Genomic DNA, 18,406 nt, shown 5'->3' on the forward strand with positions numbered 1-18,406 from the left:
TCATATTTATTTATCCTATTTTTATATACTAATTTATAAATTCTAAACCTTGCATATATTTTTTTTGAAGAATTTTAGGAATTTCTACACGACCATCGGAATGTTGATAATTTTCTAAGATAGCTGCTAAAGTTCTACCTATTGCTAAACCTGAACCATTTAATGTATGTACAAGAAAATTTTTTTTTTCAGATTTGTTTCTATAACGAGATTTCATACGACGCGCTTGAAAATCATTCATATTAGAACAAGAAGAAACTTCTCTGTATTTTTTTTGAGAAGGAAACCAAACTTCTAAATCATAAGTTTTAGCAGATGAAAAACCCATTTCTCCTGTACATAAAAGTATTTTTCTATATGGTAAATCTAAAAGTTGCAAAACTTTTTCAGCGTGATTAGTTAATTTTTCTAATGCTTGCATAGATTTTTCTGGTTTAACAATTTGCACTAATTCTACTTTATCAAATTGATGTAATCTAATTAGTCCCTTAGTATCACGTCCATAAGAAGATGCTTCTGATCGAAAACAAGGGGTATGTGCAGTTAGCATAATAGGCAAATCATTTTCATTTATTATTTTATTATAAACTAAATTGGTTAATGGGACTTCTCCAGTAGGAATTAATGTATATTTTTTTTTATCTGTAAAATTTATATGAAATAACTCATCACTAAATTTAGGTAATTGTCCTGTTCCATATAAAGCTTCAGAATGAACTAAATACGGAACATAAGCTTCTATATAACCATGATCTAGAGTATGTAAATCTAACATAAACTGACCTAGTGCACGATGTAAAAGAGCTATTTTACCTTTCATTACAACGAATCGTGCTCCTGACATTTGTGCTGAAGAGTCCCAATCTAATTCATTAAATTTTTTTCCTATTGTTACATGATCTTGAACTATAAAATTATATTTCCTTTTTTGTCCCCAACGTTTAATTTCTTTATTATCAATATATGTTTTTCCTTCTGGGACATCATCAGAAGGAATGTTGGGTATACACATAGAAAAATTATGTATTTTTTCCTTTAAAGTATTAAATTTTATTTTAGAGGTATTTAAATCTCTACCTGACTGTATAACTTTATTTTTTAAAAGTTCATTTTCGTTATTAATGATTTTAGCTTCTCTAACTAGATTAGATAAAGAATTATGATTAAATTGTAAATTCTCAGTTTGAATCTGTAACTTTCTTCTTTTATCTTCCATAGAAGATATTGTAGAAATATCTAATTTATAACCTTTTTTTAATAGTTTTTTCGCTGTTAAATGTAATTCATTTCGTAATAAATAAGGATTTAACATAGAATTTTTGCTCTTTTTAAATGATCAATAAAATATTATTATTTAATATAACTTGTTAAAAATATTATAGATTAATAATACATATAGTAAAAATTGTACATTTTTTAATGTATATAAAAAACAAATATTTTTTACATTTAATTATATAATTAACATACTAAGATATATTTTATAGAATTAAAAAAAATATAACAGTATTGCGATAAAAAATTTTATTAAAAATAAAATTACTTATTTTCAATTGTCAAAATAATATTTTACTTTAGTCTTATATAAAAAATAATTTATTGTCAGTTATGTATAAAAACTATAATATTTATTATATTTTCAATCAACTTAATTACAGAGATATTTCTTTTTAGGACATTTTAAATGTATGATATGAAGCACAGTAAAATAATTATTTTAGGTTCTGGTCCCGCAGGATATACGGCAGCAATATATTCTTCTAGAGCTAATTTAAACCCTATTTTAATTACTGGAACAAATAAAGGCGGGCAATTAATGAATACCTGTGAAATTGAAAATTGGCCAGGAGATGCAAATAAAATAAGTGGTGCAGAATTAATGGAACGCATGTATCAACACGCCGCTCAACTTAATACTAGAATTGTTTCTGATAATATAATTTCAGTGGATTTTGAAAAAAAACCTTTTTTTTTAATAGGAGAAAATTATAAATATACTGCTGATTCAGTTATTATTGCTACTGGAGCAAATCCTCGTTATTTGGGATTACAATCAGAAAATATTTTTAAGGGAAAGGGCGTTTCAACATGTGCTGTATGTGATGGATTTTTTTATAAAAATAAAGATGTTGCAGTAGTAGGTGGAGGTAATACAGCTATAGAAGAAACATTATATTTATCAAATTTTGTTAAAAAAGTTTATTTAATACATCGTGGAATTAATTTTAGTGCTGAAAAAATTTTAATTGATAGATTAAAAAAAAAAATAAAAAATCAAAAAATAATCATTTACTTTAATTCTACTATAAAAAATATATTAGGAAATTCTTCTGGAGTTACAAGTTTGTTAATTGAACAAAAAATTTTAGAAGAAAAAAAAGAATTAAAAATTCAGATTCTTGGACTATTTGTAGCAATAGGGCATATTCCTAACACAAGTATATTTATTAATAAGTTAAAAATAAAAGATGGTTATATTCAAGTAATGCGTGAATCACATGGAAATTACACTCAAACAAGTATTCCTGGTGTGTTTGCTGCAGGAGACGTAATAGATCATGTATATAAACAAGCGATTACATCATCTGCTAGTGGTTGTATGGCCGCACTAGATAGTGAACGTTATCTTAATTCCATAGAGTAAAAAAATACATCTAAAAATCATTATAAAAACATACTAGTCAAAATGACTAGTATCTGTTATAATTAATTTAATACTTTATTAATATGTTTACGAGAATCGTATGTCTAAAGAAGAAAATATTGAAATGCAAGGAGTCGTAATAGATACATTACCAAATACTATGTTTCGCGTTGAACTAGAAAATAAACATGTTATTACAGCACATATTTCTGGAAAAATGAGAAAAAATTATATTAGAATATTAACAGGAGATAAAGTTACTGTGGAATTAACACCTTATGATTTAACTAAAGGAAGAATTATTTTTAGAAGTCGTTAATAGTAACCTTATATAAAACAATCATTTATTTTCTGAAAAATAACTTCACTTCTTAAAAACTTATCTATTTAATAAATCTTCTAAAAAAATAAAACAAAAAAATTTTAAAGAGAATTTATGCGCACTAAATATTGTGGAAACATTCGAATAATTCATTTAAATAAAACAGTTACATTATGTGGTTGGGTCCATAAAATAAGAAATTTTGGTCAATTTATTTTTGTTGATATGAGAGACTATACGGGTCTAGTTCAAGTTATTTTTGAATTAAAAAATAATTTAATCTTTAAAAAAGCTTTAAATTTAAGAAATGAATTTTGCATCCAAGTATCTGGAATAGTGAAAAAAAGAGGAGAAAGAAATAAAAATGTAAAAATTAGCACTGGAGAAATCGAAGTATTAGCAAATGTATTAAATATTTTAAACACATCAAAATCATTGCCATTAAATTATACACAAAAAAATAATGATGACTCAAGATTAAAATATCGATATTTAGATCTGCGTTCTTTTGATATTTTAGACAATCTTAAAATAAGAAGTAAAATAACTTATTTAATAAGAAATTTTATGACAAAAAAAAATTTTATAGATATCGAAACTCCTATTCTCACAAAATCTACACCAGAAGGTGCTAGAGATTATTTAGTACCCAGTCGAAACCATATCGGAAAATTTTATGCATTACCTCAATCTCCTCAACTTTTCAAACAAATATTAATGATTTCTGGTATAGATAGATATTATCAAATAGTAAAATGTTTTCGTGATGAAGATTTACGTTCAGATCGGCAACCAGAATTCACACAAATTGATATTGAAGTTTCTTTTATGAACGCTCAAAAAGTTCGTAGTCTAGTAGAACATCTTATAATAAAAATTTGGTCAAAAATAATAAATATTACTTTAAAAAAATTTCCTAAAATATCTTTTTATCAATCAATGAAAAAATACGGAACAGATAAACCTGATTTACGAAATCCAATTGAAATTGTTGATGTATCTACTATTTTTAAAAATAAAAAATTTCTATTATTTTTTAAACTCGATCCTAAAAAAAATAATCGAATAGCATTGTTATGTATTTCTAAAGGTTCAGATATAAGTCGAAAAAAAATTAAAACTTATACTCAATACATACAAAAGTTTGCTGCAAAAAAATTATTTTATATAAAAATAATAGAAAATAATATTGGATGTACAGGTATTGATAGTTCTATGAAATATATTTTAGATGAAATTACTTTAAAAAAAATTATTAAGAAAAGTCAAGCAAAAAACGGAGATATATTATTTTTAATTGCTGATCAAGAACCTATTGTTAATAAATCTTTAGGTATGTTACGTTTAAAAATAGGCATTGATTTTAACATTACTAAACAAAATAGCTGGAAACCAGTTTGGATAGTAAATTTTCCTATGTTTAATAAAGATATTAACGGAAATTTTTCTTCTATTCACCATCCATTTACTGCTATAAAAAATATGGATATAAAAAAATTAACGCATTCACCTGAACTTGCTATTTCAGATAGTTATGATCTTGTAATAAACGGTTATGAAATTGGTGGAGGTTCAGTACGCATTCACGATGTTGATATGCAAAAAACTGTATTTGATATTATTGGAATCAAAAAATCAGTACAAAATGAAAAATTTGGATTTTTAACAGAAGCATTGAAATATGGCGCTCCTCCACATGCAGGAATAGCTTTAGGATTAGATAGAATAGTAATGCTTTTAACTAAAAGTCAAAATATTAGAGATGTGATTGCTTTTCCAAAAACAACTTCAGCAACATGTTTAATGACTGATTCTCCTGGAACAGTAGATAACTTAATACTACAAGAATTATCTATAAAAATTTTAAAAGATAATCTTTAAAGATTTTGTTTTCTTAATAGATACATTTTTTTATATTACTTAATAAACATAAGAAAACAGAACATAAAACAATAGATGGACTAGATGGTGTATTATAAAAAACAGATAAGTATAATCCTCCTGTGACAGACAAAATGCTTACTATTATAGCGATAATGACCATTTTTTCTGGCGAACCTGAAAAATGTTGTGCAGTTGCAGGAGGGATGATTAACAAAGAAGTGATCAATAATGCACCTACAAATTTAATTGCTATCGCAATAGTAAATGCAGTCATTAACATAATAGTTAAACGAGCAGAAAAAACATTTATACCATCTATTTGAGCTAATTCTTCATTAATAGTTGCAGATAAAATCACATTCCAACGAAAAAGTAAAACACTAAGTATTAGTATACTACTTATTAAAATAATAATTAAATCATGTTTAGTGACGGATAACAAATCACCAAATAAATAATTTGTAATATTGATTTCTTTTTTAGTAGGAAGTAAACTAATAAAAACCATTCCTAAAGATAGAGAACTATGCGAGATTATACTTATTATAGTTTCTAATGAAACCGGTAGTAATTCTTCTAACCATGCTAGAATAATTGCAATTAAACTCATGAGAATAAAAACAGCATAAAATGAATTAATATTAAACGCAATAGATATTGCTATGCCAAGTAAAGAAGAATGTGATAAGGTATCACCAAAAGATGACATACGACGCCAAACTATAAATGAACCTAATGGACCAGTTGTTAAAGCTAGTATAACACCTGCCAACCATCCTGGAAAAATTAGTTCAAACATAAAAATCACTCTATTATGAATTATATTATTGTATATTTAAAAATTATGTACATGATTATGGTCATGATGATAAATTGCTAATTCTTGTACACGTTTTAAACCAAATATAGAAATAAATTCTAAATTATTACAAACGGTTTCCGGTGTTCCAGAACAACAAATATGATTATTCAAACAAATTACATCATCTGTTTTAGCCATAACAAAGTTTAGATCATGAGATACTATTAAAATAGAACATTTTAGCTCGTGTCGAATTTCATTAATTAGTTCGTATAAAGCTAATTGTCCCATTATATCTACTCCCTGTGTAGGTTCATCTAAAACCAGTAAATTAGGCTTATTTAACAAAGCTTTAGCTAGTAGAATTCGCTGCATTTCTCCACCAGATAACTTTTGTAACTGAAAAAATTTTAAAGATTCTGCTTTTACACGTTTTAACATTTCCGATATTTTTATATTATTTGATCTTTGAGATAATTGCATAAATCGTTCAACTGTAATAGGTAATAAAGTGTTCAGATTTAATTTTTGAGGTACATAACCAATAGATAAATTATATACACGAATAATTGAACCGGAACTAGGTTTGATTAATCCCAAAATAATACGTACTAAAGTAGATTTTCCAGCTCCATTAGGACCAATTAAGGTAAGAACGCGATTAGGAATCAAAGATAACGATATATTAGTAAGAATAGAACGATTGGATAAATTTACACAAACGTTTTTCAATGTTATAAATTCAAACATATATTTTTATAGACTATTTTGTTAATGATAATATTATAGGATATATTTTTTAAGATGAACATCAATATTACATTAAAAAATAAAAACATTATATCAATCATTAGTTGATTAATTGATTATTTTTTTAAATTTTTTTATATAGTCGTAGTTAGAATATTAAAACTATTTTTTATATACAATACAGAAAAATTATTCTGTAAAAAGAACTAAAAATAATTATTTTTGAGCCATTCTAAAATTAAAGATAGTTATAAATATTTTTTTAAAAGGATTAATAATTGTTAAAAAATACAGTACCTAGCTTATCAAGATTAGATAACACTAATTTTAGCTATGTAATTATTAACATTTAATATAAATATTATGAATCTATATTGTACATATAATAAATATTAATCAAGATATACTTATACTTTGAGAATTAATAAACGTTACAGGTAAAAGTAATTAATTACAATATTTCTTATAAATTATATAATCAGTACATAATGGATGATAAATACTTTAATCGATAAAATTAGAAATAGAACAAAATATAAAATACTTTTTTTATTTTTTTAAAAGTATGTTACATATATAAATTTCAAATAAATATATTTTTAATAAAATGATTTAAAATTTTTAGCAATAAATAGATTTTTAAAAAATTTATAATAAGTTGAAAATTTACTATAATATTTAACATAACTAATTAAAAAATATAACTATATTATTAGATGTAAAACTAAAAAATTTCAATAAAAATATTATTTTTATCTCAGATTCTTAACAATAACTTATATAAAATATTTTTTATAAAGCTTTTAACTTCAAAAAACACAAAATTTCTTTAGAATTAAATCCACATTGCTTGATTTAGAAAATTATCATATTATGCATTATTGAAGAATATATGTATCTGTATTTTAAAAGATTGCTATTTTCTATTATCGGTAATGAAGAATTTATAAAAGCATATTTTAACACAATAAATATTTTTTAAATATTAATGAAAAAATAGACATTAATATATAAATCAGTATATGCATATCAAGAAGATTTTAGTTGAAATTATATATATAGTAAAAATAAAAAAAAATCGTATAAAAAAAATGCAAAAAATATTAAAACACTTTCAAAATTCTACTAGTATTAGTTTTTCCTATCCTCCCCATAATATCACCTTGAGTTATAATAACTAATTCACCACTACACAAAAATCCTTTATTACGTAAAAGAATAATTGCTTCATTAGCAGCTTCGAACCCATTATTCTTACTATCAAAAAATAGAGGAGTAACACCTCGATAAAGAGTAGCTAAATTTAAAGTTTTTTTATTTTTTGATAACGCAAAAATAGGTAGTCCAGATGTAATTCTAGATGTCATAAGAGCAGTTTTACCAGATTCTGTCATTGTTATAATCGCAGTTATTCCTTTTAAATGATTAGCAACATACATAGCTGACATAGCAATTGCTTCTTCAATGTTATCAAATTGTGCATTAAGACGATGTCTGGATATATTAATACTAGGTACTTTTTCCGCACCTTTACAAATCTTTGCCATTTTTATAACAGTTTCAGATGGATATTTACCAGATGCTGTTTCAGCTGAAAGCATAACCGCGTCGCTACCATCTAAAACAGCATTAGCTACATCCATAACTTCTGCACGAGTAGGTAGTGGATTTATAATCATGGATTCCATCATCTGTGTTGCAGTAATTACTATTCTATTTAATTGTCTAGCAGTTCTAATTAATTTCTTTTGAATACCTGCTAGTTCAGAATCTCCGATTTCTACACCTAAATCTCCTCTTGCTATCATAATTGCATCTGATGATAAGATTATATCTTCTATAGTATTTTGATTTAATACCGCTTCAGCACGTTCTATTTTTGCAATAATTTTAGCGTTGCTTCCAGATTCAACGGATAATTTTCTCGCTTGTTTTAAATCATGACTACATCGTGGAAAAGATATCGCTAAATAGTCCACATCAATTTCAGACGCAAGAATGATGTCTTTTTTATCTTTTTCAGTTAATGCATTGGCAGATAAACCACCGCCTAATTTATTAATTCCTTTATTGTTAGAAAGAATTCCACCTATAGTAACTTTTGTTAATATTTCGTCATCAGTTACTTTGATAACTTTTAATTGTATTCTTCCATCATCTAATAATAATACGTCACCTACCTTTAAGTCATATGGTAATTGTTTGTAATCAATACCTACTCGTTCTTGAGTTCCATTATCTTTCCCTAAATTTGCATCTAATATAAAAAAATCACCGATATTTAAAAAAATATTATGATTTTTAAATTTAGAAATTCGAATTTTAGGACCTTGTAAATCACCCAGTAATGCAATGTGGCAATTTAATTTTTTCATAATTTTTCTTGCTTTATTTGCTCTTAATTTATGTTCATACTCTGATCCATGAGAAAAATTAAATCGCAGAACATTTACACCAGAACAAATGATTTTTTCTAAATTGTTATCAATATCTGTCGAAGGTCCTAAAGTAGCAACAATTTTTGTTCTTCTTAATCGATTCAACATAAAAATACGCCTTTTTAAAGTTTTTTTAAGAAATTCTATACTTTTATTTAAATGTTAGTAAGTATTAAATATTTTATTTGTATTTATTAAGTTATTTAGTAAAATTAATAAAAAATATTTTTATAAAAAAAATATTATAAAAAATAAAAAATATTAATTGATACCACGTTAAAAAAAAATTTTCGTGTGTATCTTAAAAATTTTATAAATTTCTTATAGAAAATATCATTATTTGAATTATTGCATTAAAACTCTAAATTTTATATTTAAATTTTAAAAAAGAGAAGATTATGATTATAGAAACAAATCAAGCTTGCGATTTAGTGATTTTTGGTGCTAAAGGAGATTTGACAAAAAGAAAACTATTACCTGCATTATATAAATTAGAAAAATCTAAAAAAATACATCAACATACACGTATCATTGCTGCTGGTCGTGCTAACTGGAGTACAGAAGATTACACAAAAATAGTAACAACAGAAATCAAAAATTTTTTAAATGAAGAAATTGATAACTTTATTTGGAAAAAACTGAGTTCTCGTATATCTTTTTGTAATATTGATGTTTATGAACCATTACATTTTTTCAGATTAAAAAAAATACTACATCAAAAAAAAAATATAATTATGTATTATTGTGCAGTTCCACCAAATACATTAAATTCTATTTTTACGGGTTTAGGAAATGCAAATTTAAATCTTATTCCATCACGTATAGTTTTAGAGAAACCACTAGGAATTTGTTTAGAAACATCAAAAAAAATTAATAATCAAATTGCTAAATATTTTTTAGAATCACAAATCTTTCGTATTGATCATTATCTTGGGAAAGAACCAATACTTAATCTTCTTGCTTTGCGGTTTGCTAATTCATTTTTTTTTCATAATTGGAACAATAAAACAATTGATCATGTTCAAATTACTGTCTCTGAAGAAGTAGGAATTGAAGGAAGATGGAATTATTTTGATGTGATGGGACAAACGAGAGATATGGTACAAAATCATCTTTTACAAATCTTAACAATTCTTACAATGGATCAGCCAAAAAATATTACTTCTGAGAGCATTCGGGATGAAAAAGTCAAGATATTACGTTCTCTAAATCCTATTAATGTTCATAATATAAATCAAAAAACTGTTCGAGGACAATATTGTTCTGGATTTATTAAAGGAAAAAAAGTACTATCTTATTCAGAAGAAAATGGTGCCAATAAAGACAGTCAAACTGAAACTTTTATTGCTATGAAAGTCGATCTTGATATTAAGAAATGGTCTGGTGTTCCATTTTATCTGAGAACAGGAAAACGTTTAGCACAAAAATATTCTGAAATTGTAGTTTTTTTTAAAAAAATTCCTAAAAATTTATTTAAAAGTTCAACAACAGAATTATTGCAAAATAAATTGATTATACGTTTAGAACCAAACGCAAATATTAAATTTGATTTTATGAATAAAATCCCAGGATTAGAACAAGAATATAAATTAGAAAGTTCTCAACTAAAATCTAGTGATTTTCATCAAAAGTACTCTAAAAATTTAATTGATGCTTACGAAAGATTATTATTTGAAAGCATGAGAGGTGTACAATCTTTATTTGTATGTCGTGATGAAGTAGAAGAAGCATGGAAATGGATAGATCCAATTATAGATGGGTGGAAACACTCTAAAAATAATCGCCCTCAATTATACAAATCGGGAACTTGGGGACCTAAAAATTCAGATTTACTACTGGCTCATGACAATCGTTATTGGTATAAATTTAATTAAAAAAATCTTAAAAAATTTATCTATCTTGACTTAATTAAGATAACTATGATAGCTTAAAAATTAATTTTTTAATATTTTTATAAATAAACAATAATATAAAGAAATTTATATATTTTCACATTAAAAAATATTTAATTTTAAATTTATATGAAATACTTATTTTTCTAATCGAGGAAGATAATATCTTATGATACGTATTATTCTTTTCTTATTAACTAATTTAGCAGTTATGTTAATATTTGGACTGATTCTTTTTCTAACAGGTATACAGTCTAATAATATTTACGGTTTGTTAATTATGTCGGGTCTATTTGGTTTCAGTGGTTCTATTTTGTCATTGATTTTATCAAAATGGATTGCATTGAGATCTGTCAATGGTGAAGTTATAATTCACCCTCGAAATGAAATAGAAAATTGGCTTGTTAATACTGTCCGTAAACAGTCTATTCAAAAAGGTATTATTATGCCCCAAATTGCAGTATATCATGCAACTGATATTAATGCATTTGCAACTGGTGCACGTCGTAATGCTGCCCTAATTGCTGTTTCTACAGGATTATTAGAAAATATGACTCATCACGAAGCAGAAGCTGTAATTGCTCATGAAATTAGTCATATTGCAAACGGTGACATGATTACTATGACATTAGTTCAAGGTATTGTTAATACTTTCGTAATCTTCATATCTCGTATTTTTTCACAAATTATAAGTAATGTTATATCAAGTAATCGAAGTGAGAATAATACGGACGAAAAAAATCCATTAATATATTTTTTAATTTCTACATTTTTAGAATTAATTTTTGGCGTATTAGCGAGTATTATTACAATGTGGTTTTCTAGACATCGTGAATTTTATGCTGATGCTAGTTCTGCAAAAATGGTGGGTCATGAAAAAATGATTGCCGCTTTACATCGTTTAAAAAAAAGTCACGAACCTCAAGAATCTGATAGTATCATTGCATTTTGTATAAACGGTAAATCTAACTCTCTTTTAAAACTATTTGCATCTCATCCTTCTTTAGAGAAAAGAATACAAGCATTACATGATAAAGAATATATGTAATTAAAATATACTCTTCTTAATAGAAATATATTTTGATATTTCTATTAAGAAAATTAAAACGATAAATATATCAACCTATTTTTAAAATAAATTTAAACTTGCTTTTTTATATAACAATGATATTATATAAAAATATTATTTTTGTATTATTAATTAAATTTTTTAGGTAAAAATACGTTACAATCCTGTTTATGCATAGAATATTAAATTTAAAAAAGTTTAGAGTAAAGACGTTGACATAGCTTCTCTTGCCAAATCTTAAATTCATGCCCTATACAGAAATGTTTCTATTTTCTACGTAAATTAGCAATAAGACTGATAAAATATTCTTAAGGAAAGTTACAAAATGGCTAAGATTAAAGGTCAAGTTAAGTGGTTCAACGAATCTAAAGGTTTTGGTTTTATCACACCATCAGACGGAAGTAAAGATGTTTTTGTTCATTTTTCCTCAATTCAAGGAAATGGATTTAAAACATTAACAGAAGGGCAAAATGTTGAATTTGAAATTCAAGATGGACAAAAAGGTCCTGCTGCAATCAATGTTTTTTCTATATAAAATAACATATACGTGATTTAAAAGCCCTCTGTATAAAAAAATCAGAGGACTTTGTTTTTTAAGTTTTAAATAAAAATATTATTATATAAAAAATTTTTTTTCTTTTGAAAAATTAATTTTTTAACCTCTAAAAATATCTGTTATTTTAGTATAATTGTAAATAAGTACTAACTTCAAAAATTAATTCTTCAAAATATATTCATTCACATGACTCGTTTTATCAAAAATATTTTTTAATCTTCTAGATATAATAAATCGATACATCCTATTTTTTATGGAGTTTTTCTGATGGAGTTTTTTTTAGACCCGTCAACTTGGGCCGGCTTATTAACACTAGTTATACTAGAAGTAGTATTAGGAATTGATAATCTGATATTCGTGGCAATTTTATCAGAAAAACTGCCTCCTAATCAAAGAGATAAAGCACGTTTAATCGGTTTAGGATTAGCTCTAGTAATGCGTTTAGCACTACTATCATTAATATCTTGGGTTGTAACACTTAATTCTCCTATAATTCATAATAAATTTTTTTCTTTATCGATACGCGATATTATTCTTTTGTTTGGCGGTTTTTTTTTACTATTTAAAACTACAATAGAATTACATGAAAGATTAGAAAATAATCATCATGAAAATTCAGAAAATAAAAATTATGCAGGTTTTTGGGCTGTAGTAATTCAAATCGTCGTATTAGATGCAGTTTTTTCTTTAGACGCAATAATAACTGCCGTTGGAATGGTTAATCAGTTATTAATTATGATGATAGCCGTTATAATAGCAACTCTACTAATGTTACTAGCATCTAAAGCATTGACTAACTTTATTAATCTTCATCAAACAGTAGTAGTACTATGTCTTAGTTTTTTACTAATGATTGGTTTTAGTTTAGTTACAGAAGCATTAAGGTTTTGCATCCCAAAGGGGTATTTATATGCTGCAATAGGATTCTCAATATTGATTGAAATATTTAATCAAATAGCACGTCATAATTTTATGAAAAATCAATCTAGAAGACCTATGAGACAAAGAGCAGCTGAAGCTATACTTCGATTAATGGTAGGAGAAAATAGTAAAAATAAAAAATCAGAACAAATAAAAAAAAATGATAAAAAAGCCACTTCTATTCAATCTTCAAAAGAAATGGAAACATTTAAAGATGAAGAAAAATATATGATTAATAGCGTTCTTACATTAGCCGGACGATCTATTAGAAGTATTATGACTCCGAGAAGTAATATTTCTTGGGTAAATACAGAAAAAAATACTGATGAGATTCGAATACAGCTGTTAGATACACCACATAGTTTATTTCCAGTATGTAAAGGAGAACTAGATGAAATAATAGGTATTGTGCGTGCTAAAGAATTATTAGTAGCTATTGAAAAAAAAATAGATGTATCTATTTTTTCAAGTAAAATCTTACCAATTATAATACCAGATACCCTCGATCCTATTAAACTTCTTGGCGTACTTCGTCGCGCTCAAGGTAGTTTTGTAATTGTTAGTAATGAATTTGGAGTAGTACAGGGATTAATTACTCCCCTAGATGTTTTAGAAGCCATAGCAGGAGAATTTCCAGATGCTGATGAAACACCTGATATTATAAAAGAAAATAATAGCTGGTTAGTAAAAGGTGAAACTGATTTGCATTCATTACAACAATTACTCAACACTGAAGAATTAATTAAAGAAAATAATTATGCTTCTTTAGGAGGTTTATTAATTGCACAAAAAGGTCAATTACCGCTTCCAGGAGAAATAATTTATATTTATCCTTTTTACTTTCATATTATTAAAGCAACAGAATACCGTATTGATTTAGTAAGAATTATTAAAAATAAAGATGAAAATCAAGAGATATATAAATAATTTTGTCATAATTAAAAATTAATTTTTTGAGAAAAGCATGTCTAATATAATTTTAGCAATTGATAGCTCGATTAATTGCTGTTCAATTTCTATATATAAAAATAAATATATTTATTCTCTATCCGAACAATGTAAAAAAAAACATACTATACAAATATTGCCTATGATTCAAAAAATATTATTTCAAACTAAAACAAAGTTTCAAGAATTAAATTATATTGCTTATGCTAAAGGACCAGGAAATTTCACTAGTATACGTATTGCAGCAAGTATTTCACAAAGTTTATCTATTAGTTTAAATATTCCTATAATCAGTATTTCTACTTTAGCAATTATGGCTGAAAAAGCATGGCGAAAATATAAAAAAAAACGAATTATAGTTGCAATAAATGCAAAACAAACAGAAGTATATTGGGCGAGATATATAAGAAACAAGCAATCTATTTGGATGGGAGAACATACTGAAGCTTTACTAAAAAAAAAATTAATTATCAATCAAATCAATAACTTAAAAAATAAATGGACCGTTGTTGGTGATGGATGTCAATTCATTGAATTGCAAAATTATTTACATATAAATCAAACTCAAATCTTTCTTCCTAACGCAAAAGATATAATACCATTTGCTTTATTAAAAATAAAAAACAAAAAATTGTTCTGCTCTGAAGAAAAGAGTATTAATTATTTGTATAATATATTTTAGATAGAGAGTATTATTAATATAAGATCGAAAACAATCAATGCTGAAATATCAAGTATACTTCAGTATTGATTGAACTAAATTAGTAAAAAATTATTAGAATATAAATTATAATTTATATTTTTTTATTTTAAAAGATATGTTTTTTGTAAACAATTAATCAGGTAAAATAATATTTAATTCTAATATAGAAATATCTTCATTTTTTTGTTCTAATTGAACAGTTATCATATTTGGTTCTATATTTACGTATTTGCAAATTACAGATAATATTTCACTTTTTAATTTTGGAAAATAATCTGGTTCATGATTATATCTTCTTTGTTCTGCAACAATGATTTGCAATCTCTCTTTTGCAACATTAGCAGTATTTTTGTTCCGGGATAAAAAAAAATCTAATAAAGCCATACCTATCTCCCGAATAAACGTTGTAAAAAACTTTTTTTTTCTTCTTCAATAAAACGGAGTTGATGTTCTTCACCTAATAATCGATTTACAGTATCACTGTAAGCCTTTCCTGCATTTGACTTTATATCTAATATTATCGATTCACCTTGATTAGACGCACGAAGAACAGATGCATCTTCAGGTATTACACCTATTATAGGTATTTGTAGAATGTCTAAAACGTCTGTCATACTTAACATTTCTCCTTTTTTAACACGTATAGGATTATAACGTGTTAATAAAAGATATTCTTTTATAGGTATTTTATTTTGTTCAGATCTTTTCGATTTAGATGCAATAATTCCTAATATTCGATCAGAATCTCGTACTGAAGAAACTTCGGGATTAGTAGTAATAATAGCTTCATCTGCAAAATATATTGCTAAAACAGCACCTGTTTCAATTCCTGCTGGTGAATCACAAATAATAAAATCAAATTCCATATTTATAAGTTCTGTTAAAACTTTTTCTACTCCCGTATGTGTTAAAGCATCTTTGTCTCGAGTTTGCGATGCAGGAAGTATAAATAAATTATTTGTTTTTTTATCTTTAATTATAGCTTGATTAAGCGTTGCATCGCCTTGAATAACATTAATAAAATCGTATACTACTCTACGTTCACATCCCATAATTAAATCTAAATTTCTTAATCCTATATCAAAATCTATAACAATAGTTTTCTTTCCTTTCTTTGCTAAACCAGTTGCAATAGCTGCACTGGAAGTAGTTTTACCTACACCTCCTTTCCCTGAAGTTACTACAATAATCCGTGCCATATGAAAATATCCTTAAACAAACACACTTAACTGAGAGAATTGATAGTTAAAAATTTATTTTTTAGATAAATTTGAGCTGATTTTCCAATAAATTCTGATGGTATCTGGTCTGATAACCAGTATTCGCCAGATATAGAAACTAATTCAGCAAATAATCCTGTACAAAAAATTTTTCTTGATGTATCTCCATTAGCACCTGCTAGTACTCGACCTCGAACTATACCATAAATATGAATATTTCCATCTGCTACTAATTCAGCTCCTGCGCTAACATTATTAATAACTATTAAATCAGCATGTTTAGCATAAATTTTTTGACCTGAACGTACAGGTATATCTACAATATGAGTTTTTTCTACTTTATTAAGTATTTCTTTTTTATTTTTTGTAGAATTAATGCAAACATTAGTAATAAAATTAGATTGGTTTTTTTTTCTTTCTGATAAAATAGGAAGTCCTGAATCAATTATATTTTTTTTTAACATGCTATCCTGACAGCCACTGACTCCTACAACGAAAAAACCGTGAGAAATGATAATTTCTTGTATTTTTTTCCAATTTACTATATTACACAATCTTGATACATTGATAATAATAGGTGCATTCTTAAAAAATTTTGGACATTCTTGAGTTTTTTTATATAATGATTGATTAATTAAATCAATATTCTGATTATTTAAATACAATACTAATAATGTAAAATTGCTGCTTTTAAGTTCGATGGATTTTTTTTGCATATTTATTGCTCAATAATATTGACTTATATGCAGATAAAATTTTTATTATAAAAATTAATAAAATTTTATGCAATTAAATTATAGTACAAATACTATGTGATAACAATTTCTATTTTATATTAAAAACAATATACATATCCAATATTACTCAATCACTAAAAAAATATTTCAATAAATACAGTTGTAAAAATATACATTCATTGAACTTTATAAGGAAAAGTATTATTTTGTTACTATCTAAAAATAGTCAACTCATACTACGTCATGATAAAATATTTAAAACAAAAAAAGTTTTTTTTTCCGGAAATATACAAGACGATCTTCCTTTATATTTATTTACTATCAGTAAAAAAATCTATCTTCAAAGATACAACGATTATATCTATTTTAAAAAAAAACTAAAGAATATTGTTATTTACAACAATTTATTAGTTTCTAAGGAAATGATCCAAAACTGTGATACAATAATCTATTATTGGCCAAAAGATAAATCCGAAGCAACATTTCAATTAATGAATATTATTTCATCTTTTCCTATTGAAACTGCAATATTTATTGTAGGTGATAATTCTAGCGGAGTAAGAAGTGCACCATTAATTTTAAAGAAATGGATTCAATTAAAAAAAATAGATAACGCAAAACATTCTATTCTAATGTCAGGATTTATTAAAAAAAATATAGTTTTTATATTAGAAGATTTTTTTAAAAAACATTTATGGAAGAACTTAATTATAAAATCACTTCCAGGAGTTTTTGGTCATAAAAAAATAGATTCTGGTAGTAAATTGCTTGCTTCTACTTTTTCAACAAAAATAACTGGAAAAGTTTTAGATATTGGTTGTGGAACAGGATTTTTATCGGCAGCTCTATTATATTTTTCACCTAATGCAGTGTTAACGTTAGTTGATAGTAATATATTTGCATTAAAATGTAGTCAAGCCACATTTGATGCTAATAAATTAAAAGGAGAAATCATATGTAGTGATTTATATTCAAATATTTTTAAAAAATTTGATTTAATTATTTCTAATCCACCCTTTCATTGTGATTTAAAGATAAATTTTAAAATAACAGAAAAAATAATATACTATTCTAGAAAATATTTAACGATAAAAGGAGAGTTAAGATTTGTAACTAATAGTTGTTTTAACTATGAATTTCTATTAAAAAAATTTTTTAAAAAATATTTTATTTTAATAAAAACAAGTAAATATAAAGTATATCAAGCGTTTTTATAAAAAATTTTTGAATTTTTATTTATTACCCGGAGCGGGACTTGAACCCGCAAAGCTATAAAGCCGAGGGATTTTAAGTCCCTTGTGTCTACCAATTTCACCATCCGGGCATAAAAAATTTTATAGGCGTATCCCGGAATCGAACCGGGTTATACGGATTTGCAATCCGCTACATATCCAATCTGTCAACACGCCGATAACATTATTATAGAAAAAAAAAATAAAAATTACAAATAAAAAATTAATTATTTTAAAATCACTGATACATGCAAAATAAAATAAAATTATCTTTGCAATAAATAATAT

At 25.4% G+C, this 18,406-nt stretch carries 16 protein-coding genes and 2 tRNA genes; 9 read left to right on the top strand and 9 right to left on the bottom strand.

What is annotated here, in order from left to right; genetic code table 11:
- Positions 1–28 precede the first annotated feature (28 nt).
- A complete protein-coding gene (gene serS, locus G4A98_01565) occupies positions 29–1,312 on the bottom strand; it encodes a serine--tRNA ligase (protein ID QIQ41901.1) in 1,284 nt (427 codons plus the stop codon).
- Positions 1,313–1,684: 372 nt separating this feature from the next.
- On the opposite strand from serS, the gene trxB reads away from it, so the two are divergent.
- From trxB to aspS, 3 genes are all read left to right on the top strand, one after another.
- A complete protein-coding gene (gene trxB / locus G4A98_01570; GenBank protein ID QIQ41902.1) occupies positions 1,685–2,644 on the top strand; it encodes a thioredoxin-disulfide reductase in 960 nt (319 codons plus the stop codon).
- A 100-nt stretch (positions 2,645–2,744) separates the two neighbouring features.
- Positions 2,745–2,963, top strand: a complete 219-nt coding sequence (gene infA, locus G4A98_01575; protein QIQ41903.1) for a translation initiation factor IF-1 — start codon at positions 2,745–2,747, stop codon at positions 2,961–2,963.
- Positions 2,964–3,080: 117 nt separating this feature from the next.
- Positions 3,081–4,847: an aspartate--tRNA ligase gene (gene aspS / locus G4A98_01580; GenBank protein ID QIQ41904.1), complete on the top strand. Its 1,767-nt coding sequence runs from the start codon at positions 3,081–3,083 to the stop codon at positions 4,845–4,847.
- Positions 4,848–4,860: 13 nt separating this feature from the next.
- Here aspS and znuB read toward each other — a convergent pair whose 3' ends face one another.
- The 3 genes from znuB to pyk all read right to left on the bottom strand — a co-directional run bounded on the left by znuB (position 4,861) and on the right by pyk (position 8,948).
- Entirely contained in the window at positions 4,861–5,649 is a 789-nt protein-coding gene (gene znuB, locus G4A98_01585; protein ID QIQ41905.1) for a zinc ABC transporter permease subunit ZnuB, read from the bottom strand.
- 36 nt (positions 5,650–5,685) lie between these two features.
- The gene (znuC, locus tag G4A98_01590) at positions 5,686–6,402 is read right to left on the bottom strand and encodes a zinc ABC transporter ATP-binding protein ZnuC (protein ID QIQ41906.1); all 717 of its coding nucleotides are present in this window, start codon (positions 6,400–6,402) and stop codon (positions 5,686–5,688) included.
- A gap of 1,103 nt (positions 6,403–7,505) precedes the next feature.
- Positions 7,506–8,948, bottom strand: coding sequence for a pyruvate kinase (pyk, locus tag G4A98_01595; GenBank protein ID QIQ41907.1), 1,443 nt, complete (start codon positions 8,946–8,948; stop codon positions 7,506–7,508).
- A 290-nt stretch (positions 8,949–9,238) separates the two neighbouring features.
- On the opposite strand from pyk, the gene zwf reads away from it, so the two are divergent.
- From zwf to tsaB, 5 genes are all read left to right on the top strand, one after another.
- Positions 9,239–10,714, top strand: a complete 1,476-nt coding sequence (zwf, locus tag G4A98_01600) for a glucose-6-phosphate dehydrogenase (protein QIQ41908.1) — start codon at positions 9,239–9,241, stop codon at positions 10,712–10,714.
- Positions 10,715–10,901: 187 nt separating this feature from the next.
- Complete coding sequence (gene htpX / locus G4A98_01605; protein ID QIQ41909.1) at positions 10,902–11,780, top strand: protease HtpX; 879 nt, start codon at positions 10,902–10,904, stop codon at positions 11,778–11,780.
- A gap of 346 nt (positions 11,781–12,126) precedes the next feature.
- The gene (cspC, locus tag G4A98_01610; protein QIQ41910.1) at positions 12,127–12,336 is read left to right on the top strand and encodes a cold shock-like protein CspC; all 210 of its coding nucleotides are present in this window, start codon (positions 12,127–12,129) and stop codon (positions 12,334–12,336) included.
- 288 nt (positions 12,337–12,624) lie between these two features.
- A complete protein-coding gene (locus tag G4A98_01615; protein ID QIQ41911.1) occupies positions 12,625–14,205 on the top strand; it encodes a TerC family protein in 1,581 nt (526 codons plus the stop codon).
- A gap of 37 nt (positions 14,206–14,242) precedes the next feature.
- Complete coding sequence (gene tsaB / locus G4A98_01620) at positions 14,243–14,908, top strand: tRNA (adenosine(37)-N6)-threonylcarbamoyltransferase complex dimerization subunit type 1 TsaB (GenBank protein QIQ41912.1); 666 nt, start codon at positions 14,243–14,245, stop codon at positions 14,906–14,908.
- 153 nt (positions 14,909–15,061) lie between these two features.
- Here tsaB and minE read toward each other — a convergent pair whose 3' ends face one another.
- Genes minE through minC form a run of 3 tightly spaced genes read right to left on the bottom strand, consistent with a single transcriptional unit; the run spans position 15,062 to position 16,865 of the window.
- On the bottom strand, positions 15,062–15,313 hold the full coding sequence (gene minE, locus G4A98_01625; protein QIQ41913.1) for a cell division topological specificity factor MinE: 252 nt from the start codon (positions 15,311–15,313) through the stop codon (positions 15,062–15,064).
- A gap of 2 nt (positions 15,314–15,315) precedes the next feature.
- A complete protein-coding gene (gene minD / locus G4A98_01630; GenBank protein ID QIQ41914.1) occupies positions 15,316–16,128 on the bottom strand; it encodes a septum site-determining protein MinD in 813 nt (270 codons plus the stop codon).
- A 26-nt stretch (positions 16,129–16,154) separates the two neighbouring features.
- A complete protein-coding gene (gene minC, locus G4A98_01635; protein ID QIQ41915.1) occupies positions 16,155–16,865 on the bottom strand; it encodes a septum site-determining protein MinC in 711 nt (236 codons plus the stop codon).
- 227 nt (positions 16,866–17,092) lie between these two features.
- Between minC and rsmC the strand changes: the two genes are divergently transcribed.
- Positions 17,093–18,103 carry a 16S rRNA (guanine(1207)-N(2))-methyltransferase RsmC gene (gene rsmC / locus G4A98_01640; protein ID QIQ41916.1) on the top strand — a complete coding sequence of 337 codons (1,011 nt, stop codon included), beginning with the start codon at positions 17,093–17,095 and terminating at the stop codon, positions 18,101–18,103.
- Between the two features lie 23 nt (positions 18,104–18,126).
- Here the strand turns inward: rsmC and G4A98_01645 are convergent.
- Together G4A98_01645 and G4A98_01650 are read right to left on the bottom strand one after the other, a co-directional pair.
- Positions 18,127–18,210, bottom strand: a tRNA-Leu gene (locus G4A98_01645).
- A gap of 14 nt (positions 18,211–18,224) precedes the next feature.
- A tRNA-Cys gene (locus G4A98_01650) sits at positions 18,225–18,295 on the bottom strand.
- Positions 18,296–18,406 lie beyond the last annotated feature (111 nt).

It is taken from the genome of Buchnera aphidicola (Microlophium carnosum), assembly GCA_011752475.1.
Lineage (GTDB): Bacteria > Pseudomonadota > Gammaproteobacteria > Enterobacterales > Enterobacteriaceae > Buchnera > Buchnera aphidicola_BG.